Source organism: Halomonas sp. DN3, from assembly GCF_024137905.1.
In the GTDB taxonomy this organism is placed as follows: Bacteria; Pseudomonadota; Gammaproteobacteria; order Pseudomonadales; family Halomonadaceae; genus Halomonas; species Halomonas litopenaei.
On sequence record NZ_CP099965.1, the window covers coordinates 2,155,780 to 2,180,074 of the forward strand.

General features: G+C 66.3%; 18 protein-coding genes. 6 read left to right on the plus strand and 12 right to left on the minus strand.

Annotation, left to right across the window (positions count from 1 at the left end):
* Positions 1 to 12 precede the first annotated feature (12 nt).
* The 4 genes from guaD to xdhA form a co-directional block, all read right to left on the minus strand.
* A complete protein-coding gene (gene guaD, locus NKF27_RS09325) occupies positions 13 to 1,308 on the minus strand; it encodes a guanine deaminase (protein WP_253556444.1) in 1,296 nt (431 codons plus the stop codon).
* 269 nt (positions 1,309 to 1,577) lie between these two features.
* Positions 1,578 to 2,417, minus strand: coding sequence for a xanthine dehydrogenase accessory protein XdhC (gene xdhC, locus NKF27_RS09330; protein ID WP_213228980.1), 840 nt, complete (start codon positions 2,415 to 2,417; stop codon positions 1,578 to 1,580).
* On the minus strand, positions 2,414 to 4,822 hold the full coding sequence (gene xdhB / locus NKF27_RS09335) for a xanthine dehydrogenase molybdopterin binding subunit (protein ID WP_253556217.1): 2,409 nt from the start codon (positions 4,820 to 4,822) through the stop codon (positions 2,414 to 2,416). The genes xdhC and xdhB overlap by 4 nt, the downstream gene beginning before the upstream one ends.
* Positions 4,806 to 6,284, minus strand: a complete 1,479-nt coding sequence (xdhA, locus tag NKF27_RS09340; protein WP_253556218.1) for a xanthine dehydrogenase small subunit — start codon at positions 6,282 to 6,284, stop codon at positions 4,806 to 4,808. Before xdhA ends, xdhB begins: the two co-directional genes overlap by 17 nt.
* A 364-nt stretch (positions 6,285 to 6,648) precedes the next feature.
* Here xdhA and NKF27_RS09345 point away from each other — a divergent pair, with 364 nt between their 5' ends.
* Positions 6,649 to 7,320: a TetR/AcrR family transcriptional regulator gene (locus tag NKF27_RS09345; RefSeq protein WP_253556219.1), complete on the plus strand. Its 672-nt coding sequence runs from the start codon at positions 6,649 to 6,651 to the stop codon at positions 7,318 to 7,320.
* Between the two features lie 186 nt (positions 7,321 to 7,506).
* Here the strand turns inward: NKF27_RS09345 and NKF27_RS09350 are convergent, their stop codons facing one another.
* Positions 7,507 to 8,934 (minus strand): NCS2 family permease, encoded by a 1,428-nt coding sequence (locus tag NKF27_RS09350; protein ID WP_239452598.1) that lies wholly within the window; start codon positions 8,932 to 8,934, stop codon positions 7,507 to 7,509.
* Between the two features lie 299 nt (positions 8,935 to 9,233).
* Between NKF27_RS09350 and hrpB the strand changes: the two genes are divergently transcribed.
* From hrpB to NKF27_RS09365, 3 genes are all read left to right on the plus strand, one after another.
* Positions 9,234 to 11,816, plus strand: a complete 2,583-nt coding sequence (gene hrpB / locus NKF27_RS09355) for an ATP-dependent helicase HrpB (RefSeq protein WP_253556220.1) — start codon at positions 9,234 to 9,236, stop codon at positions 11,814 to 11,816.
* A gap of 110 nt (positions 11,817 to 11,926) precedes the next feature.
* Positions 11,927 to 12,859 carry a glutaminase gene (locus NKF27_RS09360; RefSeq protein ID WP_205254609.1) on the plus strand — a complete coding sequence of 311 codons (933 nt, stop codon included), beginning with the start codon at positions 11,927 to 11,929 and terminating at the stop codon, positions 12,857 to 12,859.
* A 108-nt stretch (positions 12,860 to 12,967) separates the two neighbouring features.
* Entirely contained in the window at positions 12,968 to 13,435 is a 468-nt protein-coding gene (locus NKF27_RS09365; protein ID WP_253556222.1) for a YchJ family protein, read from the plus strand.
* A 213-nt stretch (positions 13,436 to 13,648) separates the two neighbouring features.
* On the opposite strand, the gene hutU is transcribed toward NKF27_RS09365, so the two are convergent.
* The 3 genes from hutU to hutI are packed head-to-tail and all read right to left on the minus strand — an operon-like array spanning position 13,649 to position 17,564.
* Positions 13,649 to 15,340 carry a urocanate hydratase gene (gene hutU / locus NKF27_RS09370; RefSeq protein ID WP_213228994.1) on the minus strand — a complete coding sequence of 564 codons (1,692 nt, stop codon included), beginning with the start codon at positions 15,338 to 15,340 and terminating at the stop codon, positions 13,649 to 13,651.
* A 36-nt stretch (positions 15,341 to 15,376) separates the two neighbouring features.
* On the minus strand, positions 15,377 to 16,360 hold the full coding sequence (hutG, locus tag NKF27_RS09375; RefSeq protein WP_213228996.1) for a formimidoylglutamase: 984 nt from the start codon (positions 16,358 to 16,360) through the stop codon (positions 15,377 to 15,379).
* The gene (gene hutI / locus NKF27_RS09380; protein ID WP_253556224.1) at positions 16,353 to 17,564 is read right to left on the minus strand and encodes an imidazolonepropionase; all 1,212 of its coding nucleotides are present in this window, start codon (positions 17,562 to 17,564) and stop codon (positions 16,353 to 16,355) included. Before hutI ends, hutG begins: the two co-directional genes overlap by 8 nt.
* Positions 17,565 to 18,269: 705 nt before the next feature.
* On the opposite strand from hutI, the gene NKF27_RS09385 reads away from it, so the two are divergent.
* Positions 18,270 to 19,592, plus strand: coding sequence for a YjiH family protein (locus NKF27_RS09385; RefSeq protein WP_213229000.1), 1,323 nt, complete (start codon positions 18,270 to 18,272; stop codon positions 19,590 to 19,592).
* Between the two features lie 85 nt (positions 19,593 to 19,677).
* Here the strand turns inward: NKF27_RS09385 and hutC are convergent, their stop codons facing one another.
* On the minus strand, positions 19,678 to 20,385 hold the full coding sequence (hutC, locus tag NKF27_RS09390; protein WP_222516867.1) for a histidine utilization repressor: 708 nt from the start codon (positions 20,383 to 20,385) through the stop codon (positions 19,678 to 19,680).
* A gap of 167 nt (positions 20,386 to 20,552) precedes the next feature.
* Here hutC and NKF27_RS09395 point away from each other — a divergent pair, with 167 nt between their 5' ends.
* Entirely contained in the window at positions 20,553 to 21,248 is a 696-nt protein-coding gene (locus tag NKF27_RS09395) for a DUF938 domain-containing protein (RefSeq protein ID WP_253556226.1), read from the plus strand.
* 110 nt (positions 21,249 to 21,358) lie between these two features.
* Here NKF27_RS09395 and NKF27_RS09400 read toward each other — a convergent pair whose 3' ends face one another.
* The 3 genes from NKF27_RS09400 to NKF27_RS09410 form a co-directional block, all read right to left on the minus strand.
* The gene (locus NKF27_RS09400) at positions 21,359 to 22,309 is read right to left on the minus strand and encodes an NAD(P)-dependent oxidoreductase (RefSeq protein ID WP_253556228.1); all 951 of its coding nucleotides are present in this window, start codon (positions 22,307 to 22,309) and stop codon (positions 21,359 to 21,361) included.
* Between the two features lie 63 nt (positions 22,310 to 22,372).
* Entirely contained in the window at positions 22,373 to 23,665 is a 1,293-nt protein-coding gene (locus NKF27_RS09405) for a TRAP transporter large permease (RefSeq protein WP_253556230.1), read from the minus strand.
* 6 nt (positions 23,666 to 23,671) lie between these two features.
* Positions 23,672 to 24,184, minus strand: coding sequence for a TRAP transporter small permease (locus NKF27_RS09410; RefSeq protein ID WP_253556232.1), 513 nt, complete (start codon positions 24,182 to 24,184; stop codon positions 23,672 to 23,674).
* Positions 24,185 to 24,295 lie beyond the last annotated feature (111 nt).

Below are 24,295 nucleotides of genomic sequence, written 5' to 3' on the forward strand. Positions count from 1 at the left end.
TCGTCGGGTTCTTCAGGTCTGGCGGCGGTGCTGCAGGCGTCCCCCCGCCCAGGTCTCGTAGATGGCGCGGTCGTCCCCCAGCATCATCAGGGTGAACAGTTCCTCTGCCAGTGACTGGGTGCGCCCCATGCGTCGGGCCAGCAGCGGCGAGGCGAACAGGTCGATGACCACGAAGTCGGCGTCGCGACCGGGGGTCAGGCTGCCGATGCGATCGTCCAGCGACAGCGATACGGCGTTGCCTCGGGTCAGATCATGAAAACCCGCCCAGGCGGTCAGTGGTGTGCCCCTGAGCTGACCGACCTGATAGGCCGCCTTGAGGGTGGCAAGTCCCGACAGGTCGGTACCGGCGCCGATGTCGCTGGCAAGCGTCAGATTCAGCCCCTGGGCCCGGGCGCCGGCCCGGTCAAACAGGCCACTGCCGAGAAACAGGTTGGAGCTGGGACAGAAGGCGATGTTGGCGCTGCGCTCGGCCAGTCGCGCACGCATCTCGTCGTCCAGGTGGATGCCGTGGGCAAAGGTGCTGCGCGGCCCCACCAGCCCGGATTCCTCGTAGACCGCCAGGTAGTCGCGGCTGCCCGGAAACAGCTCGGCCACCCAGTCGAGCTCACCCAGGTTCTCCGACAGGTGGGTCTGCAGCCACAGGCTCGGGTCATTGCGCAGAAGGCCACCGGCGGCGTCGAGCTGGGCTCGGGTGGAGGTAGGCGCGAAGCGCGGGGTGACGCTGTAGCCGAGACGCGCGGTGCCGTGCCAGTCACTGATCAGGCGCTCGCTGTCGCGGATGCCGCCGTAGGTGTCGTCGGTGAGCGCTTCGGGGGCATGGCGGTCCATCAGTACCTTGCCGGCCAGCATGCACAGGTCGCGGCGTTGGGCCGCGCTGAAGAAGGCGTCGGTCGAGGCCGGATGGCTCGAGCAGAACACCTGGGCGGTGGTGGTGCCTACTCGCATCAGTTCGTCAAGGAAGACGTCGGCCATCTGCTCGGCGTGTTCGCGCTGGGCAAAGCGACATTCCTCGGGGAAGGTGTACTCGTTGAGCCAGTCGAGCAGCTGGCGTCCGTAGGAGGCCATGATCTCGAGCTGCACGTAGTGCACATGGCTGTCGATGAAGCCTGGCATCACCAGCTTGTCGCGGTGGTCGATGACGCTGGCGTCGGCGGGCAGGTGGGGGGCGAGCTCGGTATAGTCGCCCACCGCCTGAACGACACCCTCGGCCCACCACAGCACGCCGTCGGCGAAGTAGCTGACGCTGCCCTCGAGCGGGGTGTCGCCATCGCCGGGATCGGCGTTGAAGCTGAGGATGCGCGCACGCATGACCCAGCTCGATGAGCAGGGGCCGCCAGCGGGGCTGGTGGAGGCGGCGGCGGAAGTTCCGGAAAAAGCCTCGGGCGCGGGCGCGGTGCTGGCAGAGGCGTTAGGGGTCTCGGTCATGGGGCACTCTTTATCGGGTCGTCGCTTATAGGGGCATCGCGTCATCGCACTGTGGCGGTGACGTTGTGTTCAGGGGGCGGCAGGCGCGGCGGCCAGGGAGGCAGACACCTGGCGCTACCCGGTCAGACGGGTAAGGCCGGGCCAGGACAGGTTCAGGAAAACAGGCGTCGTACCTCTGCGCTTTCCAGGCCGCGCAGCGCGTCGCGACGTGCCCCCTCCGGCCTGGGGCTTGCCAGTGGCAGCAGCTCGGCCAGGGCGGCCAGGGCGACGGCGTAGGGCGTCTTGTCGCCGCCGGAGTCGCCGATCGGGCAGCGCACGGCGTCGATGCGATCGTGCGGGATGCCGGCACGCTCCAGTCGCCCGCGGAAGCTGGCCCACTTGCTGCGCGAGCCGATCAGCCCTATCGAGGCCATGTCGCCGCGCCTGAGCAGTGCCTCGACCAGGGCGTAGTCCTCGGCGTGGTCGTGGGTCAGCACCAGCACGTGGCTGCCGGCAGGCAGCGACTCGGCGCTGGCGTTGCAGTCGTCAAGCCGGTGGTGATGCTGGCCTGGGGCCGGGTCGAGCCCGCTGAAGGCGTCCTCGCGGCTATCGTACCAGTCGAGTCGCCAGCCAAGCGGCGCCGCCAATGAGGCCACCGCGCGGCCCACGTGGCCGGCGCCGAACAGCGCCAGGCGCGTGGCCGTACCGAGATCCGTTTCGAGCAGCACATTGACGAAGCCGCCGCAGCACTGGCCGCTGCGGCCACCCAGCGAAAAGGCCTCCAGGCTGAGGCCGGCCTCGCCGCGCTCGAGGCGTTCCCGGGCGCAGGCGATCAGCTGCCATTCGAAGGTGCCACCGCCCAGGGTGTCGATGATGGCGTCGGCGGTGATCACCATCCTGGCGCCAGGCTCACGCGGGGTCGACCCCTGGCTGGTCACCTGGGTGGCCAGCACATGGGGCAGGCCGGCGCGCCGGAGGCGGGCCAGGGCGTCGTACCAGCGCTCGCCGCTCATGGAGTGCCTCCTGCGCGACTCTCATTCACCCGGCGTGCCAGGCGTGCCGCCGCCATGACCCGCTCAGGTGTCGCCGGGGTGTCCAGCCGTACCGCCTGGCGGTAGTCGGTGAGGCTCGCCAGGGCGTCGCGCAGCGCGCACCACACCGACATCCCCAGCATGAAGGGCGGCTCACCGACCGCCTTGGAGCGGTAGATGCTGGCCATGGAGTTGGGGTGGCCCTGCATCAGCTCGACGTTGAAAGTGGCCGGCAGATCGCCGTAGGCGGGGATCTTGTAGGTGGCCGGGCCGAACGAGGTCAACTGGCCCCGCTCGTTCCACTTCAGTTCCTCGCTGGTCAGCCACCCCATGCCCTGGATAAAGCCGCCTTCCACCTGGCCCACGTCGATGGCCGGATTGAGCGAGTCGCCCACGTCGTGGAGGATGTCGACCCGATCCACCTGGTACTCGCCGGTGAGGGTGTCCAGTGCCACCTCGGCGACGGCGGCGCCATAGGCGAAGTAGTAGAAGGGGCGTCCGCTGCCGCTGGCCCGATCGTAGTGGATCAACGGCGTTGCGTAGAAGCCTTTCTCGGACAGCGACACCCGACCCAGGTAGGCGTCCTGGATGAGCTCGCCCCAGGCGATACGTCGTTCGCTGCCGCCGATGCCGGCGATCAGCTCGCCCTGTGCCAGGCGCATGTCCTGACGGTCGAGCTGGTAGCGCTCGGCGGCGAAGTCGAACAGCCGCGACTTCAATTTGCTGGCCGCGTCGCGGGCGGCCTGGCCGTTCAGGTCGGCGCCGCTGGAGGCCGCCGTGGGTGAGGTGTTGGGCACCTTGTCGGTACGGCTGGCGCTGATGCGTACCGCTTCGAGATCGAGCCCCAGCTCGCGGGCGACCACCTGGCACACCTTGGTGTGCAGGCCCTGACCCATCTCGATGCCGCCGTGATTGATCATCACGCTGCCGTCGGTGTAGACGTGCAGCAGGGCACCGGCCTGGTTGAGGTGCTGGGCGGTGAAGGAGATGCCGAACTTCACCGGGGTCAGCGCCAGGCCTCTGCGGATGACCGGGCTGTCGGCGTTGAACTCGGTGATCGCCTGGCGCCGGGACCAGTAGTCGCTCGAGGTCTCGAGCCGCTCGATCAGGTCATGCAGCAGCGTGATCTGGTCCACCGTCTGGCCATAGTGGGTCAGGTCACGGCCTTGACGATACAGGTTGCGCTTGCGCACCGTCAGCGGGTCCTCGCCCACGCGGCGGGCGATGTCCTCCATGGCGGCTTCGATCACCATCATGCCCTGGGGACCACCGAAGCCGCGAAAGGCGGTGTTTGACGCGGTGCTGGTACGGGCGCGATGACCGGTGACCCGAGCCTGGCCCAGTGAATAGGCGTTGTCGGCGTGGAACATGGCGCGGTCGACGATGGCTTCGGACAGATCCGGCGAGTATCCGCAGTCGCCGATGACGGTGATGTCACCGCCCTGGATCACGCCCTGTTCATCGACACCGAGCCGATAGCGGTTGTGGAAGGGGTGGCGCTTGCCGGTGACCTTCATGTCCTCGGCCCGGGGCAGGCGAACACGGCAGCTCTTGCCGGTGCGTCGGGCGACCAGCGCCGCCAGGCAGGCCCAGGGCGAGGCCTGGGTCTCCTTGCCGCCGAAGCCGCCGCCCATGCGGCGCACCTCCACGGTGACCGCGTGGAAGGGGATGCCCAGCACCTCGGCGATCAGCTTCTGGGTTTCGCTGGGGTGCTGATTGGAGGTGTGGACCATCACGCCTTCGTCTTCGGTGGGGTGGACCACGCAGGCCTGCCCCTCCAGATAGAAGTGCTCCTGGCCACCGACGAACTGCTCGTCCTCGATGACGTGCGTCGCGCCGGCCAGGGCGGCCTCCCAGTCACCGCTCTGCTGGCGGTGGGTCGGGCGCACCACGTCCCCGGCCTCGGCGGCGGCCACCGGGTCGAGGCTCGCCTCGACCTCGTCGATCTCCAGACGCGCCTTCTTGACCGCCTGGCGCGCCGCACGATGGCTGGTGGCGGCGACGCAGAAGATCACCTGACCGGCGTAGAGTACCTCGCCGTCGGCCATGATCGGATCGCCGGGAAAGACCGGGCCGATATCGGTGTGGCCCGGGACGTCGGCGACGCTGATCACGTCGACCACGCCCGGGGCGCTGCGCACGGCGGACAGGTCCAGCCCGGTGATGCGTCCGCTGGCGACCGGCGAGAGACCCACCGCCAGGTGTAGCGCGTCCGCCGGCAGCGCCAGGTCGTCGATGTAGGCGGCGCGCCCGGTGACGTGCTTGACCGCGCTTTCGTGGCGTGCGGCGCTGCCCGAGAAGCCCTTGGTCGCCGGTGCGTGGCGGGGAGTCTCGGCAGTATCGCTGGCCGCGGAGGCGGGTGTGGTCAGATCAGTGAGCGTACGCATGGAGCATCACCTCCTGGGTCGGGTGCTGAGAGTCCTGGGATGCCGCGTCGGCGACGACCAGGCGCAGGCGTTCGATCAGTGCAGCGGCGGCGTGTCGACGATAGTCGCTGCTGCCACGCACATCGCTCATGGGCTGAAAGTCTTCGGCCAGCGCATCGATGGCGGCGGCGAACCGCTCGGGTAAAGGGGCATGGCCTTCCAGTGCCGCCTCGGCGCCGGTTGCCCGGGCCGGGATCGCGGCCATGCCGCCGAAGGCCAGGCGCACCTCGGCCATGCTGCCGTCCTTCAGGGTCCAGCTAAAGGCACCGAGTACCGCCGATATGTCGTCCTCACGCCGTTTTGACAGCTTCCATACCTTGAGCTGGCGGTCAGCTGCCAGCGTCGGCAGGAAGATCGCTTCCAGGCACTCGTCCGGCGCCAGGGCGGTCTTCTTGTAGTCGATGAAGAAGTCTGCCGCGGCGAGTTCGCGACTGCCGCCGGGTCCGGTCAGGCGCAGGCGGGCGTCGAGTGCCAGCAACACCGGTGGGGTGTCGCCGATGGGAGAGGCGTTGGCCACGTTGCCACCCAGGGTGCCGCGGTTGCGCACCTGACCAGAGCCCAGTCGATGCAGGAGATGATGAAAGGCGGGATAGCGCTCGGCAAACAGCGGCTCCAGTTGCGTGTAGGTGACGGCAGCGCCGACCCACATCCCTGGTCGACCGCTGGCGTCGTGGCCCGCTTCCAGCACCTTGAGTTGTTCTACCCGGGTGACGTCGATGACCTCGGCGAAGTCCGCCAGATTCTGGGTGACTTCGAGCCAGAGATCGGTGCCGCCGGCCACCAGGCGGGCGTCGGGGTGGCGGGCGCGCAGTTCGACCAGTTCATCGAGGCGGCGCGGCTGGTAAAAGCCGGTGCGGGTAGCAGGCTCTCCCACATTGGTGGCAAGCGTTCGGGCAAGGGCGTCATCGTCGAGCCATTCGGGCCGGAAGCCCGGGGTGTCGCCCATGGCCAGGGCGGCGTCGCGGATCGGGCGATAGCCGGTGCAGCGACACAGGTTGCCGCCCAGCGCCGCTTCCAGTCGCTCAGGCGTCAGTGGCGCGGGCCGTGTGCGGTCATCTTCATGAAGGGTGAACAGCGACATGACGATACCCGGAGTGCAGAAGCCGCATTGGCTGCCGTGGTGTTCCACCATGGCGGCCTGGCAAGGGTGCAGCTCGTCTCCCCGGGACAACCCCTCGACGGTGACCAGGTGGCGTCCATTGAGCTGGTGGGCCGGCATGATGCAGGCGTTGGCGTTGTGATAGCGCAGGTTGCCGTCGGCATCGGGCTCGCCGATCGCCACGGTGCAGGCACCGCAGTCGCCGGAGGCGCAGCCTTCCTTGGTGCCGGTCTGGTTGAGGCGCTCGCGCAGCAGGTCGAGCACGCTGAGGTGGGCCTCGGCGTCGACGCGCCGTGGCCGCCCGTTGAGGAAGAACTCGATCATGGTCAGGTCCGCTTATGTTGTCGTTGTCGTCGTTGATGTCCTGGTCGATGTCCTGGTTGCTGTCTTAGCCGAGTGGTTGTCAGCGAGTCGGTACCAAGGGGCATCGCCATGGCAAGGGAGTAACTTCATTCTTGACCAATCGGTCAGCTTCTTCAAGTCACGCCGTCGAGTTTTTTTCGGTGCCCGCCGCGTGTTCCTGTCGGCGACCACGGCAGAGGCCTAAAAAGCTGCCCGTCACAGGCGCTGTCGCGCCAGGTTAGCCGCTTTGCCCAATTGCCAGAGCGGTGGGGTTCAGGCACTCTTTTCCTCCTTGCCGACCCACCTGCAACCGGCGGTGGCGGGCGATTCGACGACCGGGATAACCATGGGCTCACAGCTTGATGACACGGCGCTGAAGGCGCCGCTGGAGGCGGAGGCTGGTGCCATTCGCCAGCGTAACGAACGCGACATACTCGACGCCGCCGAGCGAGTGTTTTCGCGTCACGGCTATCGGGGCGCCAGCCTGAAGCTGATTGCCGAGGAAGCCGGGCTGCCCAAGTCCAATGTGCTCTACTACATGGGCAGCAAGAAGGCGCTGTACGTTCGCCTGCTGGAAGGGGTGATGGAGCGCTGGAACATGATGCTCGACGATATCTCGGTGGATGATGATCCCGCCGAGGTGCTCAGTGCCTTTATCCGCTCGAAGATGGAGATGTCTCGACGCCACCCCGAGGCCTCGCGCCTGTTTGCCGGCGAGATCCTTCAGGGCGCTCCCTTTCTGCAGGACTATCTGCGTGGCGAGCTGCGCGACTGGGTCGAAAGCCGTGCCGAGGTGTTTCGTCAGTGGGCCGAGCGCGGCCTGATGGACCCGGTGGACCCGGTATCGTTGATCTTCCTGATCTGGTCGGCGACCCAGCACTATGCAGACTTTCAAAGCCAGGTCGCCGGCATCACCGGCCACGACGACTTCACCGATGACGATATGCAGCGGGTCACCGATTTTCTGACCCAGGTGGTCTTGAAGGGTTGCGGTGTAAGATCTTCCTCCGCGCCATAGCAGGGGACGTCGCCAGCACTACGCTGCTCATTACCTGCCAAAGCCAGGTCGCCGGCATCACCGGCCATGACGACTTCACCGATGACAATATGCAGCGTGTCACCGATTTTCTGACCCAGGTGATATTGAAGGACTGCGGGGTGGTGTCGGCGCCACGGGGCTGAGGCCCGGTGGCGCTTGCTTACGCTATTGCGCTGTCACCAGCATGATCGCGGACAGTACCGCGGACACCCACATGGCGGGTTTGATCTCGGTGAACTTGCCGGTGGCCAGCTTGATCAGCACGAAGCTCATGAAGCCGAAGGCGATGCCCAGGGTGATCGAGTAGGTCAACGGCATCAGGATGATCGCCAGAAAGGCCGGAAAGGCCTCCTCGAAGCGTGCCCAGTCGATCTTGCCCACCGGGGCCATCATGAACAGGCCGACCAGCACCAGCGCCGGCGAGGTGGCGATGCCCGGCACCAGCGACAGCAGCGGCGACAGGAACAGAAACGGCAGGAACAGCAGCGCGATCACCAGCGCGGTCAGGCCGGTGCGCCCGCCCTGGGCGACCCCTGCGCCGGACTCGATAAAGGTCTGGGCGGCGCTGGTGCCCAGCGGAGCGGCGATCATCGAGGCGAAGGCGTCCACCGTCATCGAGCGCTTGAGATTGCGCGGGTTGCCCTTGGCATCCTTGAGTCCCGCGGATTCCGACAGCGCCATGAAGCACGACAGCGCATCGAAGAAGTTGGTGAACAGCATCACGAAGATAAAGGGCAGGTAGGCGACCTTGAGAGCCCCCAGCACGTCGACCTGGCCCAGCGCCGAGAAGTCCGGCCAGGCGGCCAGTCCCTGCCATGCCACGACCACCTCGTCACCCCACAGACGCCCCATCGGTGCGGCCAGCAGGGTGGTGGTGGCGATGCCGAGGATCAGGGCACCGTTGAAGCCGCGAATGACCAGTACTGCGGTCACGATCAGCCCGATGAAGAAGGTGGCGAGACTTGCGTCCAGGCTGCCCAGGCTGACCAGGGTGGCGGGGCTTGCCACGATGAAGCCGGCGTTCTTGAGACCGATAAAGGTGATGAACAGGCCGATACCGCAGGTGATGGCGTAGCGCAGCGACGGCGGAATGGCGTCGATGATCGCCTCGCGGACGTTGAACATGGCTAGTACGGCGAACATCACACCGGACCAGAACACGCATCCGAGTGCGACCTCCCAGGACAGACCCGCCCCCAGTACCAGGGTGTAGGTGAACAGGGCGTTCATGCCCATGCCGGGCGCCACCAGGATGGGGTTTCGCGCGTACAGCGCCATGGCCAGGCTGCTCAGAAAGCTGATGACCACCGTAGCCGACAGCGCCGCTGAGAAGGGAATGCCGGCGTCCGACAATACCGCCGGATTGACCACGATGATGTACATGCCCGCCAGAAAGGTGGCGATCCCGGCCAGCAGTTCGGTCTTCAGCGAACTGCCCCGGCGGCTGACGTTGAAGTAGCGATCCAGCCAGGCAAGCCGGCCGACGGCGTCCTGGTTGGTTTGATCCGCAGTACCGTCGTCGCCGTCAGGGCGACTCGCGCTGGCTGCCGGATGACGGTCGCGCGGTGAAAGCGTGGACGTGGTCTCGCTCATCTCAGGGTCCTCTTGTCGTTGTAGTGGCCGCTGTCGATTGTCTGGGTGATGCCGCGACGGGCGTCGCGCTAAAAAAACCTGACCTTTCGGTCAGCTTGAAGAGCGTAGACAAAAACGTCATCTACTGGCAACAAAATGTTGTTTCTGGTGTATACAAATTAGGCCTCGGGCGGGGTCGCTGCCGCCGGGCCCTGGGGGAACGGCGTGCTATCATCGGCGGCGCATTGCTGCCTTGCTTGTGCAGGCCAGTGCAGCCCAGTTCAGTCCCGTCCCGTCCCGCCCGAGGAGCCCCCGAGCCGATGTCTTCACCGCCCAGCCTGCCCATCGATGCCCGACTGCCTCAGCTCACCGTAGCGCTTGAACAGCACAACCGGGCGCTGCTGGTGGCCGAGCCCGGGGCCGGCAAGACCACTCGGGTACCGCTGGCCCTGCTGGACTGTGACTGGTGCGGTGGCGACGATGGTCGCGGGCGTCTGCTGCTGCTGGAGCCTCGTCGGGTGGCGGCGCGTCTGGCGGCGGGCCACATGGCCGAGTTGCTGGGCGAGCGGCCGGGCGAGACGGTGGGATATCGCATGCGTGGCGAGAGCCGCGTCGGCCCGACGACTCGCCTCGAAGTCGTCACCCAGGGCGTGCTGTCGCGCATGCTGCAGCATGACCCCATGCTGGAGGGCGTCACCGGCATCCTCTTCGACGAGTTCCATGAACGCAGTCTGGAGGCCGACCTGGGGCTGGCGCTGGCCCTCGACGTCCAGCAGGGGCTGCGCGAGGACCTGCGCCTGGTGGTGATGTCCGCCACCCTGGACGTGGCCGCCATGCAAGGCGTGCTGGGGCAGGACGTGGCGGTGATCGAGTGCCCGGGGCGGCAGTATCCGGTCCAGACGCTGTATCGGCCGCTGTCCCAGCGCGCCTCGGCGGAGGAGCAGCAGGGCCGGGTGGTCATGGAGGCGCTGCAGGCGTCCGATCCTGTCTCCAATGGCGGAGATGACGATGCCAGGGGTGGTGGTGATCCTGCTGGCGACGTGCTGGTGATCCTGCCTGGGGTTGCCGAAATCGAACGTCTCGGGCGCTGGCTGGGCGAGCGGCTGGAGGATATCGCGGTACTGCCGCTGCATGGACGCTTGCCGCTCGAGCAGCAGCGCGCTGCCCTTCGTCCTGACCCGAATGGCCGGCGTCGGGTGGTGCTGGCCACCGCCATCGCCGAGTCCAGTGTCACCGTGGATGGCGTGCGCAGCGTGGTCGATGCCGGAATGGAGCGGGTGCCGGTGTTCAGCCCGCGTACCGGGCTTTCGCGTCTCGAGACCCGCCGTGTCAACCGAGCCAGCGCCGATCAGCGGCGTGGGCGGGCAGGGCGCCAGGGGCCCGGACGCTGCTATCGGCTGTGGGCGGAAGAGCAGCCGCTGCCGCCCCACGCCGAGCCGGAGATCCACCAGGCAGACCTGTCCGGCCTGGCCTTCGAACTCGCGCGCTGGGGCGTCAAGGACGTGTCCGCGCTTGCCTGGGTGACTTCGCCAGGGACAGCGGCCCTGGATAGCGGGCGTCGGCTGTTGCAGTCCCTCGGGCTGGTCGAGCCTGATGGCGGCTTGAGTTCGCTGGGCCGGGCAGCCGGACGCTGGCCGGTGCATCCCCGGCTCGCCGCCATGCTGGAGCGAGCCAGCCGCGCCGGCGAGGCGTCGCTGGCCCTGGCCTGTGCCCTGGCCGCCTGGCTGGAAGGTCGTCAGGGCGCCTCACGGGAGCCGGATCTGGAGCGGGTGTTCGTACCGCTGCTGTCGTCGCCGAGGCCAGACCCTGCCTGGCAGCGGGAGGCCCGGCGACTGTGCAAGCGCGCCGGGGTGGCGCTGGACAAGGCCCGTATGGGCGAGCCGCGTGAGACAGGCGAGCCGGGCGCCTCAATAACCTTGGGCGAGCTTCTGCTCTGCGCCTACCCCGACCGTGTCGCTCAGCACCTTTCGCCCGGACGCTTTCGCCTGCGTGGCGGTGGCCTGGTGACGCTGGCAAGCGATCACCCCCTGGCCCATGCGCCCCTGCTGGTCGCGGTGGACCTGGACGGTCGCCAGCGTGAGGCCAGACTCTATCGCGGCGTGCGGATCGAGGAGGCGGCACTGCTGGCGCATTTTCCTGAACTTGTCGACTGGACCGAACGGGTCGCCTGGAACGCATCGGCGGGACGCTTGGAAGGCGAGCGGGTACGCGCCCTCGATGCCGTGGTGCTGGAGCGCAAGCCCCTGGCAGGACCGCCGAGTCGAGAGGCGAGGCATAGGGCGCTGCTCGACGCCCTGGGGCAGCGCGAGGCGCTGCCGCTGGACGAGGCGGCAGAACAGCTCAGAAGACGGGTAGCGCTGTTGCGACGGACGCATGATCCCCAGTGGCCGGAGCTTGACGACGCCAGCCTGATGGCCGAGCTCGAGGACTGGCTCGGTCCGCATCTGGATGGCCTGTCGAGGCTCGATCAGGTGCTGGCGCTGCCCTGGGAACGGCTGTTGCGCGAACGTCTGCCGTGGCCGTTGGCGGGCCAGCTGGACGAGCTGGCACCGCGACGGCTGGCGCTGCCAAGCGGTGACAGTGCGGCCTTGCGCTATGAGCGTGAGGTCGACGACGGCGACGAGCACGGCACGCGTATCGTGCCGGTGCTGGCCGCCAAGCTGCAGGCCCTGTTCGGTTGCGAAGCCACGCCCTGTATCGTCGACGGGCGGGTGCCGGTACGCCTGGAATTGCTGTCCCCGGCGCGGCGGCCGCTGGCGACGACCATGGACCTTCGAAGCTTCTGGCACAACGTCTACCCCGAGGTGCGCAAGGAGAACCGCGGCCGCTACCCCAAGCACCCCTGGCCAGAAGATCCGCTTGCCGCCGAGGCGACCATGCGCACCAAGCGGCGCGGGCGCTGAGCGGGACATATCGCCCGGGAGATTGTCCCCGGCCGGGAACCGGCGTTGACAGCCACGAAGGAGGGGGCGACCATCGCCAGCCTTGTCAGGCTCCTGGAAGAATCACGCTCATGGGAAAGACCCTTACGCCGGAACAACTGCAGGCGCTGGTCGAGAGGCTGGATCGCGAGGCTCGTCAGGCTGGCGAGTGGGGCCAGGTGGCAAGCTATATCCCCGAACTTGCCTGCGTCGATCCCCGTCAGTTCGCCATCAGTGTGTGCACCGTGGATGGACAGGAGTTTCATGCCGGCGACGCCGCCAAGGCCTTTTCGATCCAGAGCGTGTCGAAAGTCTTCACCCTGGCGCTGGCGCTGGGGCGTCACGGCGATGGTCTTTGGCAGCGGGTCGGGCGCGAGCCATCGGGCCGGGCCTTCAACTCCATCGTCCAGCTGGAGGTGGAAGAGGGCATTCCCCGCAATCCCTTCATCAACGCCGGGGCGATTGTCACCACCGACGCGGTACTCGGGTGCAATGCGCCGCGCGATACCCTCGGCGAGATTCTGCGCTTTCTGCGCGAGGCCTCCGGCGACGAGGACATCCACATCAACGAGCAGGTGGCGCGCTCCGAGCATGCCACCGGGGATCGCAACTTCTCCCTGGCCTACTTCCTGCGTTCCTGCGGCAACCTGACCAACGACTGTGACCGGGTGCTGGGCACCTACTTCCATCACTGCGCCATCGAGATGTCCACCGCCCAGCTCGCCAGGGCCACACGCTTTCTGTGTGGTGGCTTCGAGGGCCAGCGCATGATCGGGCTCGAGCGGGTACGGGCGATCAATGCGTTGATGATGACCTGCGGCCACTACGATGGCTCGGGGGACTTCGCCTATCGGGTCGGCTTCCCGGGCAAGAGCGGTGTCGGGGGCGGGATCATGGCGGTGGTGCCCAACGTGGCCTCGATCGCAGTGTGGTCGCCGGGCCTGGATCGCTACGGCAATTCGCTCAAGGGCACCGCTGCCCTGGAAGGGCTGTCCAAGGCCACCGGCTGGTCGGTATTTGCGTGAGGCCGGTACAGGTCGGCAGTCTGTTTAAAGCGTTGCCACCCACGTCGGGTGTTCGTACAAGGCCCGCGCTGTGGCAAAACGCAAGGTAGATGAGAGGAGAGCCGCACCTTGAACACGACGTCATCCACCCGCTGCCCCTGCGGCAGTGGCCTGGTCCTCGAGCACTGCTGCGGTCTGCTGCACCAGGGCGAGAACGCAGGTTCGCCTGAGGCGCTGATGCGCTCGCGCTTTGCGGCCTTCGCCCTCGGGCTCGAGGACTACCTTCGCCATAGCTGGCACCCGGACAGTTGCCCGGCGCAACTGGGCGGTGACGACGATACCCGCTGGAAGCGTCTCGAGATACTCGATAGCGGTGAAACAGGCGATCAGGGCTGGGTGCAGTTTCGTGCGACCTATGCCGAGGGTCCGAGAGGGCGCCAGCGCTGGGGCGTGCTGGAAGAGCGTTCGCGCTTTGTTCGCTACCAGGGGCGCTGGGTCTATCTGGATGGCGAGGCCAGGGTGTCTCGACTCAAGCCGGGACGCAACGATCCCTGTCCCTGTGGCAGTGCGCGCAAGTTCAAGCAGTGCTGCGCCTGACCCGTCGCCGGCCGCTTCAGGGGCGTCGGCGCACGTATCAAGTGGCATCGAAGTGAATCACGGTTGTACACGATAAAGGCCGCCTGAGGGGCGGCCTTTGTGCAGGCGTCTGCGCTTTTTACATGGCGCTCCCGGGCAGGAGGCGCCCTCAGGGACAAGGCGCCTCGATGCCAGGGTCGGGCGCGCCAGCGGCTGGCCGCGCCCGGGACGGCATCAGTCCTTGAGCATCGGCAGGTCGAGGCCGTTGTCGCGGGCACACTGGCTGGCGATGTCGTAGCCGGCGTCGGCATGGCGCATCACGCCGCTTGCCGGGTCGTTGCGCAGGACGCGGGCCAGGCGGGCATCGGCCTCGTCGGTACCGTCGGCGACGATGACCACACCGGCGTGCTGTGAGAAGCCCATGCCGACACCCCCGCCGTGGTGCAGCGAGACCCAGGTAGCGCCGCCTGCGGTGTTGGCCAGGGCGTTGAGCAGCGGCCAGTCGGACACCGCGTCGCTGCCGTCCAGCATGGACTCGGTCTCGCGGTTGGGGCTGGCCACGGAACCGGAGTCGAGGTGGTCACGGCCGATGACGATGGGCGCCTTGAGTTCGCCGTTCTTGACCATCTCGTTGAAGGCGCGGCCGAGGCGCGCGCGATCCTTCAGACCGACCCAGCAGATACGCGCCGGCAGACCCTGGAAGCTGATGCGCTCCTTGGCCATGTCGAGCCAGTGGTGCAGGTGCTCGTCGTCGGGGATCAGCTCCTTGACCTTGGCGTCGGTCTTGTAGATGTCCTCCGGATCGCCGGACAGCGCCACCCAGCGGAACGGGCCGATGCCCTGGCAGAACAGCGGACGAATGTAGGCCGGGACGAAGCCGGGGAAGTCGAAGGCATTCTCGACGCCTTCTTCCTGGGCCATCTGGCGGATGTTGTTGCCGTAGTCGAAGGTGGGCACGCCCATCTTCTGGAACTCGAGCATGGCGCGCACATGCACCGCCATGGAGGCCTTGGCGGCCTTGACCACTGCGTCGGGCTCGCTCTTGGCGCGGGCCACGTACTCGTCCCAGGTCCAGCCAGAGGGCAGGTAACCGTGCAGCGGATCATGGGCGCTGGTCTGGTCGGTGACCATGTCCGGCTTGACGCCGCGCTTGACCAGTTCCGGCAGGACGTCGGCGGCGTTGGCGCAAAGACCGATGGAAATGGCCTTGCCTTCACTGGTGTAGCGGGCAAGGCGCTCGAGCGCGTCGTCCAGGTCGTTGGCCTGCTCGTCCAGATAGCGGGTACGCAGACGGAAGTCGATGCTCGACTGCTGGCACTCGATGTTCAGCGAGCAGGCGCCGGCCAGGGTCGCCGCCAGCGGCTGGGCGCCGCCCATGCCGCCGAGGCCGGCGGTCAGTACCCAGCGGCCCTTGAGGTCGCCGTTGAAGTGCTGACGGCCAGCCTCGACGAAGGTCTCGTAGGTGCCCTGGACGATGCCCTGGGAGCCGATGTAGATCCAGGACCCGGCGGTCATCTGGCCGTACATCATCAGTCCCTTCTTGTCGAGCTCGTTGAAGTGCTCCCAGTTGGCCCAGGCCGGCACCAGGTTGGAGTTGGCGATCAGTACCCGCGGCGCGTCCTTGTGGGTCGGGATCACCGCCACCGGCTTGCCGGACTGGATCAGCAGGGTCTGGTCGTCCTCCAGGCGCTTGAGCACCTCGACGATCTTGTCGAAGCATTCCCAGGTGCGGGCAGCGCGACCGATGCCGCCGTACACCACCAGATCCTCGGGACGCTCGGCGACGTCAGGGTGGAGGTTGTTCATCAGCATGCGCAGGGCGGCTTCGGTCAGCCAGCTCTTGCACGACAGCTCGGTGCCGGTGGGGGCGGCGATCTTGCGCGAAGGATCGTGACGGTCGTTCAGCGAGGGCGTGATCTGGTTCATGTCGGTACCTGTGGTGAAAGGGAATAAAAGGCTCGGTCAGGCGTTGGACCGGGTCAGTTGATGGACCAGGCGGGCGGCGAGACGCGCCGTGCGTTGGTCGATGTCATACGCCGGGTTGACCTCGGCGATGTCGATCAGGCGGAGCTTGCGCGAGCGACGCAGGAACTCGAGGATCGGCTCGAAGTGGGTCAGAATCACGCCCCGCGAGGCGGGAGCGCTGACGCCAGGGGCATCGCTTGCAGGGAAGACATCCATGTCGATGGTCAGGTAGACGTGATCGCAGTCGGCTACCAGACGCTGCACGTCGCGCTTGATGTACGCGATGCGGCTATCGCGAAACTCGCGATCCTCGACCACCAGCGACTTGAGCCGCTTGGCGGTGTGAAACAGGGCGCGGGTGTTGGCCGCCTGGCTGACCCCGAGGCAGGCGTAGCGGAACGGCCAGCGACGCCGGGCGCAGTCGGCGGCGATCTGGGCGAAGGGCGTGCCGGAAGACGTCTGTTCGCTGGGGTCGCGCAGGTCGAAGTGGGCGTCCAGGTTGATGATCGCCACGGTGGGCCTGCGGTGGCCCTTGTCCAGATGCTCGGAGAGGCCGCGCCAGCTGGCGTAGGCGACTTCGTGACCGCCGCCCAGCACCACCGGCTGGTGGCCCTGGTCGAGGATCTCGGTCACCCGCGCGCCCAGCGCCTCCTGGGCATCCTCGAGGCCATTGCCGACACAGTGAACGTCGCCGGCATCGTAGGCCGGGGCGTCGCGGTGCCAGGCCATGGGGGCGAGGGCGCGGCGAATGGCGGCTGGGCCATCGGCGGCGCCCACCCGCCCCTTGTTGCGGGCGACACCGGCATCACTGGCAAAGCCCGTCACCACGACGCCAGGCTCGGCGCCGGAACGGTAGGCGGCGATGCGCTGGTGCCAGCGCTCGCTGTTGGGCTCGGGGTCGATACGCCCCTGCCAGATACCCATGTCCGCTTCGGTCAGCGGCGCGATGGGAGACGAGGGGGAAGCGAGCTGCTCATCCATGGGTCAATACGCCCTCCAGCAGGCGATGCTTGAGTCGTCCCGGCTGGACGGCATAGGCCAGTTCGGCCGGGCTATCGATGTTCCAGACGCACAGATCGGCGGGAGCGCCGACGGCGATGCGTCCAAGGTCTGGCTGGCCGATGGCCTGGGCGGCGTGGCGGGTCATGCCGGCCAGTGCCTCTTGGGGCGTCAGGCGCAGCAGGGTGCAGGCCATGTTCAGCATCAGGGTCGGCAGCACGATGGGCGAGGTGCCAGGATTGGCGTCCGAGGCCACCGCCATGGCGACACCGGCACGACGCATGGTGTCGATCGGTGGGTGCTGCGTTTCACGCAGGGTGTAGAAGGCGCCGGGCAGCAGGACGCCGACGGTCCCGGCATCGGCCATCGCCGCGATGCCGTCGTCGTCCAGATACTCGATATGGTCGGCGGATAACCCTCGGAACTGGGCCACCAGGGCAGCGCCACCGGACAGTGAAAGCTGCTCGGCGTGGGCCTTGACCGGCAGGTCAAGCGCCCTGGCCGCCTCGAACACGCGCCGGGACTGTTCGCTCGAGAAGGCGATGCGCTCGCAGAACACGTCGACCGCATCGACCAGGCCCTCGGCGTGGGCCGCCGGCAGGATCTGGTTGCACACCAGCTCGATGTAGCCATCGGCGTCGCCTGCATACTCCGGTGGCAGGGCATGGGCGGCCAGCAGGGTGGTAGTGACGCGAACGGGCAGTTGCTCGCCGAGACGTCGTGCCACCCGCAGCATCTTCAGTTCGTCGGCCAGGGTCAGGCCGTAGCCGGACTTGATCTCGACGCTGGTCACGCCGTCCTCGATCATCGACGTGAGACGCTTCGCAGCGGCGTCGAACAGGGCCGATTCGTCGGCTTCCCGGGTCGCCGTAACGGTGCCCAGGATGCCGCCACCGCGACGTGCGATCTCTTCGTAGGAGGCGCCTTGCAGGCGCAGCTCGAATTCGTCGCTGCGCTGCCCGCCGAAGACCAGGTGGGTATGGCAGTCGATCAGGCCCGGCGTCATGACGCCGCCTTGCCCCATGTCGACGGCGTCGCGATGTTGACTCGGGTCAAGGGTCTGCATGGTGCCCAGCTCGCAGATCCGTCCATCCTCGACCGCTACCCAGTGACGCTCGGGCAGGGTGGTCAGTCCGTCGAAGATCGCCAGATCGCGCCACAGCAGGCGCTTGGATTGCTCGGACATGGGGATGCTCCGTGTCGGGTAATGTATATACAAATAATGCCTTCAGGCCGTTTCGTCAAGCAGCCGAGTCGCCAGTGATGCATTGCCCGAACCCTGGTTTGGGCCTGATGGATGGTTGTTGAAACAGCGGCTTGCAGGCGTTTTATGGGCTCGCTTTCAGGTCATGGCGCATCAATAGACCATGGTCGTAGTGCGCGGATAGGCGTGAAATCCCGACGGATTGCTTCGATAAACGTATATACAGGGTCGCGGATGCACCAGGCCTGTCCTCTCTGAAGCATCGCCCCGGGGGAGCGCAGGTCGGCTAGGCCGAGTGCACTCCGTCTTGGCCGCGGGATCGTTACCGGCTTTTCTGAACCCCGAGTCGTCGAGGGGCCCGAGAGCGTTTCAGGCACGCGCGGAAGGCGTCGGGTGCCCCATGGGATCGCTCGACAGCATCATGTATATACAGGAAAGTGTGGTTCTGGAGTCCTTGCCGGTTCGTCCGATGCCCTGACCGGCGGCCTGTCTGCGACGCTGCAGGAAAGAGGTCTAGCGGAGCGTGATAACGCCGTTTAACGAACGAATCTGAGGAGAAGTTTGTGGCGTATTAGACCATCGTCTAAAGGCGCTGTGGGGGAGTGCTTTGCCACTATAGCGGTTGAAATGTATATACAAACAAGATGACACTTACGAGTTGGTTCACACTTCGACGAGGTTCCCTTCATGGCGACGACTCCTGGTTCCTCGGTAGGCCAGACACCCCTCGGCCTGCTGTTGTTCAAGCTGTTGGTGCCCAGCGCCATCGGCATCTTCATCTTCTTTGTTCCGGTTGCCTGGGAAGGTCGAACCACGATTCCGCTGGATCATCTGGTGACCGCGGCCCGGGCCGGGCTCGGTGACTGGGCGAGGTTCTACGCCCTGGCGCTGATCATCGCCGGCGCGGCCTATCCGTTGATCAAGGGGGATTGGCGACGCAGTCTCACCGACAAGATCTTCACCGTGCTGAAACTTCTCGGGGTCGTGGCGGCGCTTTTGACCATGACCTCTGCCGGCCCGGCACTGCTGCATCAGCCGGACATGCTGCCCTTTCTCTACGACAAGCTGGTGATTCCGGTGGGGCTGATCGTGCCGATCGGTGCCATCTTCCTGGCGCTGCTGCTGAGCTATGGGCTACTCGAGCTGATCGGCATCCTGGTTCAGCCCGTCATGCGCCCGCTGTGGCGTACCCCGGGTCGAAGCGCCATCGACGCGGTGGCCTCCTTTGTCGGCAGCTACTCGATCGGACTGTTGATCACCAGCCGTGCCTACGCCGGTGGCCAGTACTCGGCCCGAGAAGCGGCCATCATTGCCACCGGTTTCTCTACCGTCTCCGCGCCGTTCATGATCATCGTCGCCAAGACCCTGGGGCTGATGGACTACTGGAACGCCTACTTCTGGATCACCCTGGTGATCACCTTCGTTGTCTCGGCGGTGACCGCGCGGTTGTGGCCGCTGTCAGGCATGGACAACACCGCGACCGACGGCGAACCTGAAGCGCAGAAGGGGGATCGCCTGGCGCTGGCGTGGCGCACCGGTATCAAGGTGGCCGAGCAGGCGCCGCGGCTGGGATCCAGCGTACGCAAGAATCTGACCGAAGGGCTGGTGATGGCGATCAGCATCCTGCCGTCGATCATGTCGGTGGGACTGCTGGGATTGCTGGTGGCCAAGTACACGCCGGTGTTCGAATGGCTGGGCTGGCTGTTCTATCCGGTGGTGGCGATCTTCGGCATCGACAATGCCCAGGAACTGGCCCAGGCCAGCGCGGCGGGCCTGGCCGAGATGTTCCTGCCGGCGCTGCTGCTCGGTGGCGACGCGGGAATCGACTTCGTGGCGCGCTTTGCCGCCGGCGTGGTGTCGGTGTCGTCCATCCTGTTCTTTTCGGCGTCCATTCCCTGCGTGCTGGCCACCCGGATTCCCATCACCATCTGGCAGATGCTGGTGGTGTGGGCGGTGCGGGTGGCACTCACCCTGGTGATGGCGATCCCGGCGGCCATGCTGCTGCAGTAACCTTGTCGATCGCTGTCGCCGTAAGTACGAGGGCCGGACAATCACTGTCCGGCCCTCGTGCATTGGTGGAGGCTGTGTCCGTCGCTCAGTCCTTCCACGCCGAGCGCAGCTTGTAGCGATCTCCCGGGTGGATCAGCACGGCGTAGCTGATGAGCAGGTCATTTGACCAGGTGCGCCGCCGCAACTGCAGGCAAGGGAGGGAGGTGGAGATGGCCAGCTCCTCGGCCTGTTGCGTGTCTGCCGAAACGGCCTCGACCACGTGTTCGATATCGGTGATCGGCCAGGTTTGGATCAGCACCTGATGGGGCGTGGTGAGCGTGAAGTCGGCGTCCAGATAGTCGGGCACGTGGCGGGGATTGACGTAGCGCATCTCGAGCTGGATGGGCTCGTCGTTTTCGTGGTGAACGATGCGGGTATGGAAGACCTTGCTGCCTCGCTTGACCCCCAGTTGCAACGCGATGTCCTCACTGGCATCGATCGCTTCGGCACGCTGCACCCTGGCCCGATAGTGATGGCCGCGACCGCGGACCTCTTCGGCGATATTGTGGACCTCCATCAGCGAGGATTCCGCCTTGCGTTCGGTGACGAAGGTTCCCGCGCCCGGCTGGCGGGTAAGATAGCCGCGCTGAACCAGTTCGCGGATGGCCTTGTTGGCGGTCATGCGACTGACGTTGAAGTCGAGCGCCAGCTGCTCCTCACCCGGGATGCGATGGTCGGTGGGCCATTCCCCCCGCTGGATCTTGGCCAGGATGTGCTGTTGAATCTCGAGGTAGCGAGGCGCGGGTCGAGCCATGGGCCGTCCTTGGTGAAGATGAAGGGTATCTTTTGCTAGTGTACCGGGACGATCATCGCTTGGCATCGTTGCGCAAGCCGTTGATGCCAGACGTTACCATGCTTCCGTTATATTCGTTTGGCCATTGCCGCTCTTGTTACTCCCCTTGTTTACCGTGAGGTTTTCCCATGTCCGACGCGAGACTCTCCAGTCCAGCGGCGCTTCGCAATCGCGAGCCCATCCACGCGGTGCTGCGCCAGTGCCTGGGACGCCATGCCCGCGTGCTGGAGCTCGCCAGCGGCAGTGGTGAGCACGGACTCTATATGACGCAGTGCCAGCCGGGCTGGGTATGGCAGCCGAGTGACGTCTCCGAAACGGCGCTGGCGTCCATCGCTGCCTGGCGCACGCTTGTAGCAGAAGGGGACAAGGGGGGAGATAGCGAGGGGGAAAGCGAAAGCGAGACGCTGAAGGAGGGGCCGTCGGGGGGAACGTCCGGGCAAGTGACACCGCAGGGCGGCAATCTGCTGGCGCCGGTACGCCGCGACGTGCTGGAAGCCTGGCCGGAGGCAACCTTTGACGCCCTGGTGGCGATCAATCTGATCCATATCTCACCGTGGGAGGTGACGCCGGCGCTGATGGCAAAGGCCGAGGCCCACCTCGAGCCGGGTGGCGTGCTGTTGCTGTACGGTCCCTACCGGCGAGGTGGTGAGCACACCGCGCCGTCCAATGCGGCCTTCGACGCCGACCTGAGGCGCCGTGATCCGCGCTGGGGCGTGCGGGACCTGGAGCAGGTGACCGAGGTCGCCGCCGCGCACGGCCTGAGCCGGGAGGCCGTCCACGAGCTGCCGGCCAACAATCTGGCGCTGGTGTTCCGTCGGCAATGATGGCGGGAGCGGATCGCCCCGTCTGCGAGCGGCTGGCCTTTGACAGGCCGGGCAGAGGTCGATACACAGATGACAGGCCGGCCTGCCACTGACAGGCCGGCCGTGTCGGTTCAGGCGTTCTTCTTGAGCCAGCGATGGTAGTCCTCGAGCCCCTCGCGGATATCGGTGAATCGTGGCTCGAAGCCAAGATCCTCGCGCGCGCGGGTGATGTCCAGGGGGCTGCCCCGCACCACGAAGGGGCCCGGACCCAGGCGCATGCCGCTGTCGTGGCCGAGCAGGTCGGTGACGCTGTCGACGATGTCCTGGTGGGCGATCGGCACCCCGCAGGAGATGTTGTAGTGGCGGTGAGGCACGCTGTCGGCATCGAACAGCGCAAGGATGCCCCTCGCGGTGTCCTCGACGTGGGTCCAGTCGGTGGTCTGGTCACGCCCGTTGTCCGGGTGCACATCGCGCAGCCCCTCGAGTGGTCCGAACATGGCCTGGTAGACCGCGTGCATGTGGGACGGGCGCTTGCCGGGGCCATATACGAAGAACAGTCGGGCCTGGCGGATGTCCATGCCATAGGTCGCCGTGTACTGGTCGCCGTAGAGCTCCCCGGAAATCTTGGTGGCGCCGTAAAGGTCGGTGGCCTTGTAGGGCATGGTCTCGACCTGGGGGCCGGCGGCGTCACCGTAGACCGCGCCGGAGCTCATGTTGACCACCTTGTCGATGCCCAGCAGGCGGCAGGTCTCGTAGACGTTCAGGGTGCCCATGGCGTTGATCGACAGGTGCTTGAACGGGCGGGTCTGGAAGCTCGGCCCGGCGATCACCGAGACGCCGTGGATGACCCCTTCCAGCTCGTCGCGATAGCGCAGAAAGGTCTCGAACAGGGTGTGGGTGTCGAGCACGTCGACCGCTTCGAAGTGGACGTTGTCACGCACTTCCTCGAGATAGTCGAGCCCCATGCGGTCGACGTGGGGGGCGGCCATATCGCAGATGATGACCTTCTTGCCCTGGCGGGCGAGCAGGGTGGCGACCCAGGAACCGACGTGGCCGAGGCCACCGGTGATCAGTACAGCCATGGCATGACTCCTATTGAGATAAGCCCGCCGGGCAAGGACCTGGAGCCTTGCCCGGTCGCGGCGTCATTTGAGCAAGAGGTTGGGGAGGAACATCACGATGGACGGAAACAGCGTGATCACGATCAGCACCGCCACCAGCGGGATGTAGAACGGCAGGGTGGCCCGCACCAGGGTGTTGAAGGGCAGGTCGGTGATCTTCTGGATGGCGAACAGCACCGTGCCCACCGGTGGCGTGATCAGCCCGATCATCAGGTTGAAGATCATCAGCACGCCGAAGTGCACCGGATCGATGCCGTACTGCACCACCACCGGCACCAGCAGCGGCGTCAGCAGAAACAGCGCCGGCACCGAATCGATGAACAGTCCGATCAGCAGGATGAACAGGCTCAACAGCAGAAGCAGCAGCATGGGGTCGCTGACGGTAGCGAGCAGGAAGTCGGGGACCAGGGCGGTGACCTGATAACGCGCCAGGATCCAGCTATAGAGCGCGCTGCCGGCGATGATCAGCAGCAGCACCGAGGTGTCGATGGCGGTGTCACGCAGGATCTGGACGAACTCGCGCAGGGTGATCGAGCGATAGACGCAGAACGAGATGATCATGCAGTAGAGCAGCGCCACCACCGAGGCCTCGGTGGGGGTGAAAAGCCCCGACAGGATGCCGACCAGAATGATCACTGGCGTCAGCATGGGCAGCAGGCCCCGCGACAGTGCACGGGTGAATTCGGCCATGGTGGCGCGGGCCCGGGTCGGGTAGCCACGACGATGGGAGATCACCGCCACCATCACCATCAGCCCGGCACCCATGAACAGGCCCGGCAGGATGGAGCCGAGAAAGATCGCGGCGATGGAGACGTTGGCCAGGGCGCCATAGATGACCGCCGGAATGCTGGGCGGGATGATCGGCCCGATGGTGGCGGAACTGGCGGTGACCGCGGCGCTGAAGTCGGTGGGAAAGCCATCGTCTTCCATGGCCTTGATCTCCACCGCGCCAAGCCCGCCAGCATCGGCCACCGCTGAGCCCCACATGCCGGCAAACAGCATGCTGGCCAGCACGTTGACGTGGCCGAGCCCGCCCTTGAGGTGACCCACGGCGCAGCGCGCCACGTCGAACACCCGATCAGAGATGCCTGCCGAGTTCATCAGCCGGCCGATCAGCAGAAAGGCGGGGATCGCCAGCAGGGTGAAGCTGTTGACGCCGTACAGGGTGCGCTGGGCGATCATCTCCAGCGGGATCTCGGCGAAGCCACGGGTATAGGCCAGCACCGCCGCCGATGAGGCGATCATCGCAAAGGCGACCGGCACCCCCAGCATCAGCAGCACGATCAGGCCGACGAACATGATGGCAAAGATTTCCATGGTGTCTTACTCCTTGGGTTCGTCAGGCAAGGTGGGAGGCTTGCCGCGCAGACGAACGACGAGGTCCTCCACCAGCAGCAGTGCCATCAGGCCGGCAGCGACCAGCTGCATCAGGTACAGGTAGGAAAAGCTCATGTCGAAGGTGCTGGCGAAGATGCCGGCGGTGCGCTCCATCATGTTGAAGGCGCCCCCCATGATCATCAGAAGCACCAGGATGCTGATGGCGTCGGCGGCGACCGCCGCCCAGCGCTGGGCGCCCGCTGGCAGCAGGTCGGTGACGACGGTGATGCGGATGTGTTCCTGGTAGCGCAGTGCCAGCACGGAACCGAGAAAGATCTCCGCCAGGAACAGATAGCGGGAAACCTCGTCGGTCCAGGGCACCGCGACACCGAGGGCATAGCGTGCGATTACCTGAATGGCCATGACCAGCAGCATCAGGCCGAAGGCACCGACTACCACGGTGGTCAACAACCACCAGAAAGCACCCAGTGCCCGGGACAGGGTAGGAGAAGAGGTCATCGGACACTCCGTTGCCCCCGCCGGGTGGCGGGGACTTGACTCAAGAGAGGGAGGCCTCGGTCGGCGAGGCCCCGTGGGACGGTCAGATGCTGTGCAAACCCTCGAGGCAAC

Excerpts from the sequence above, each read along its gene's own strand:
- hutU (WP_213228994.1), bottom strand. The coding sequence starts at position 15,340 with ATGAACCAGATCACGCCCTCGCTGAACGACCGTCACGATCCTTCGCGC.
- NKF27_RS09360 (WP_205254609.1), top strand. The coding sequence starts at position 11,927 with ATGGGAAAGACCCTTACGCCGGAACAACTGCAGGCGCTGGTCGAGAGG.
- NKF27_RS09400 (WP_253556228.1), bottom strand. The coding sequence starts at position 22,309 with ATGGCTGTACTGATCACCGGTGGCCTCGGCCACGTCGGTTCCTGGGTC.
- guaD (WP_253556444.1), bottom strand. The coding sequence starts at position 1,308 with ATGCGTGCGCGCATCCTCAGCTTCAACGCCGATCCCGGCGATGGCGAC.
- NKF27_RS09410 (WP_253556232.1), bottom strand. The coding sequence starts at position 24,184 with ATGACCTCTTCTCCTACCCTGTCCCGGGCACTGGGTGCTTTCTGGTGG.
- xdhC (WP_213228980.1), bottom strand. The coding sequence starts at position 2,417 with ATGAGCGGCGAGCGCTGGTACGACGCCCTGGCCCGCCTCCGGCGCGCC.
- hutI (WP_253556224.1), bottom strand. The coding sequence starts at position 17,564 with ATGTCCGAGCAATCCAAGCGCCTGCTGTGGCGCGATCTGGCGATCTTC.
- NKF27_RS09405 (WP_253556230.1), bottom strand. The coding sequence starts at position 23,665 with ATGGAAATCTTTGCCATCATGTTCGTCGGCCTGATCGTGCTGCTGATG.
- NKF27_RS09350 (WP_239452598.1), bottom strand. The coding sequence starts at position 8,934 with ATGAGCGAGACCACGTCCACGCTTTCACCGCGCGACCGTCATCCGGCA.
- NKF27_RS09395 (WP_253556226.1), top strand. The coding sequence starts at position 20,553 with ATGTCCGACGCGAGACTCTCCAGTCCAGCGGCGCTTCGCAATCGCGAG.
- NKF27_RS09385 (WP_213229000.1), top strand. The coding sequence starts at position 18,270 with ATGGCGACGACTCCTGGTTCCTCGGTAGGCCAGACACCCCTCGGCCTG.
- hrpB (WP_253556220.1), top strand. The coding sequence starts at position 9,234 with ATGTCTTCACCGCCCAGCCTGCCCATCGATGCCCGACTGCCTCAGCTC.
- hutG (WP_213228996.1), bottom strand. The coding sequence starts at position 16,360 with ATGGATGAGCAGCTCGCTTCCCCCTCGTCTCCCATCGCGCCGCTGACC.
- NKF27_RS09345 (WP_253556219.1), top strand. The coding sequence starts at position 6,649 with ATGGGCTCACAGCTTGATGACACGGCGCTGAAGGCGCCGCTGGAGGCG.
- hutC (WP_222516867.1), bottom strand. The coding sequence starts at position 20,385 with ATGGCTCGACCCGCGCCTCGCTACCTCGAGATTCAACAGCACATCCTG.
- xdhB (WP_253556217.1), bottom strand. The coding sequence starts at position 4,822 with ATGCGTACGCTCACTGATCTGACCACACCCGCCTCCGCGGCCAGCGAT.
- xdhA (WP_253556218.1), bottom strand. The coding sequence starts at position 6,284 with ATGATCGAGTTCTTCCTCAACGGGCGGCCACGGCGCGTCGACGCCGAG.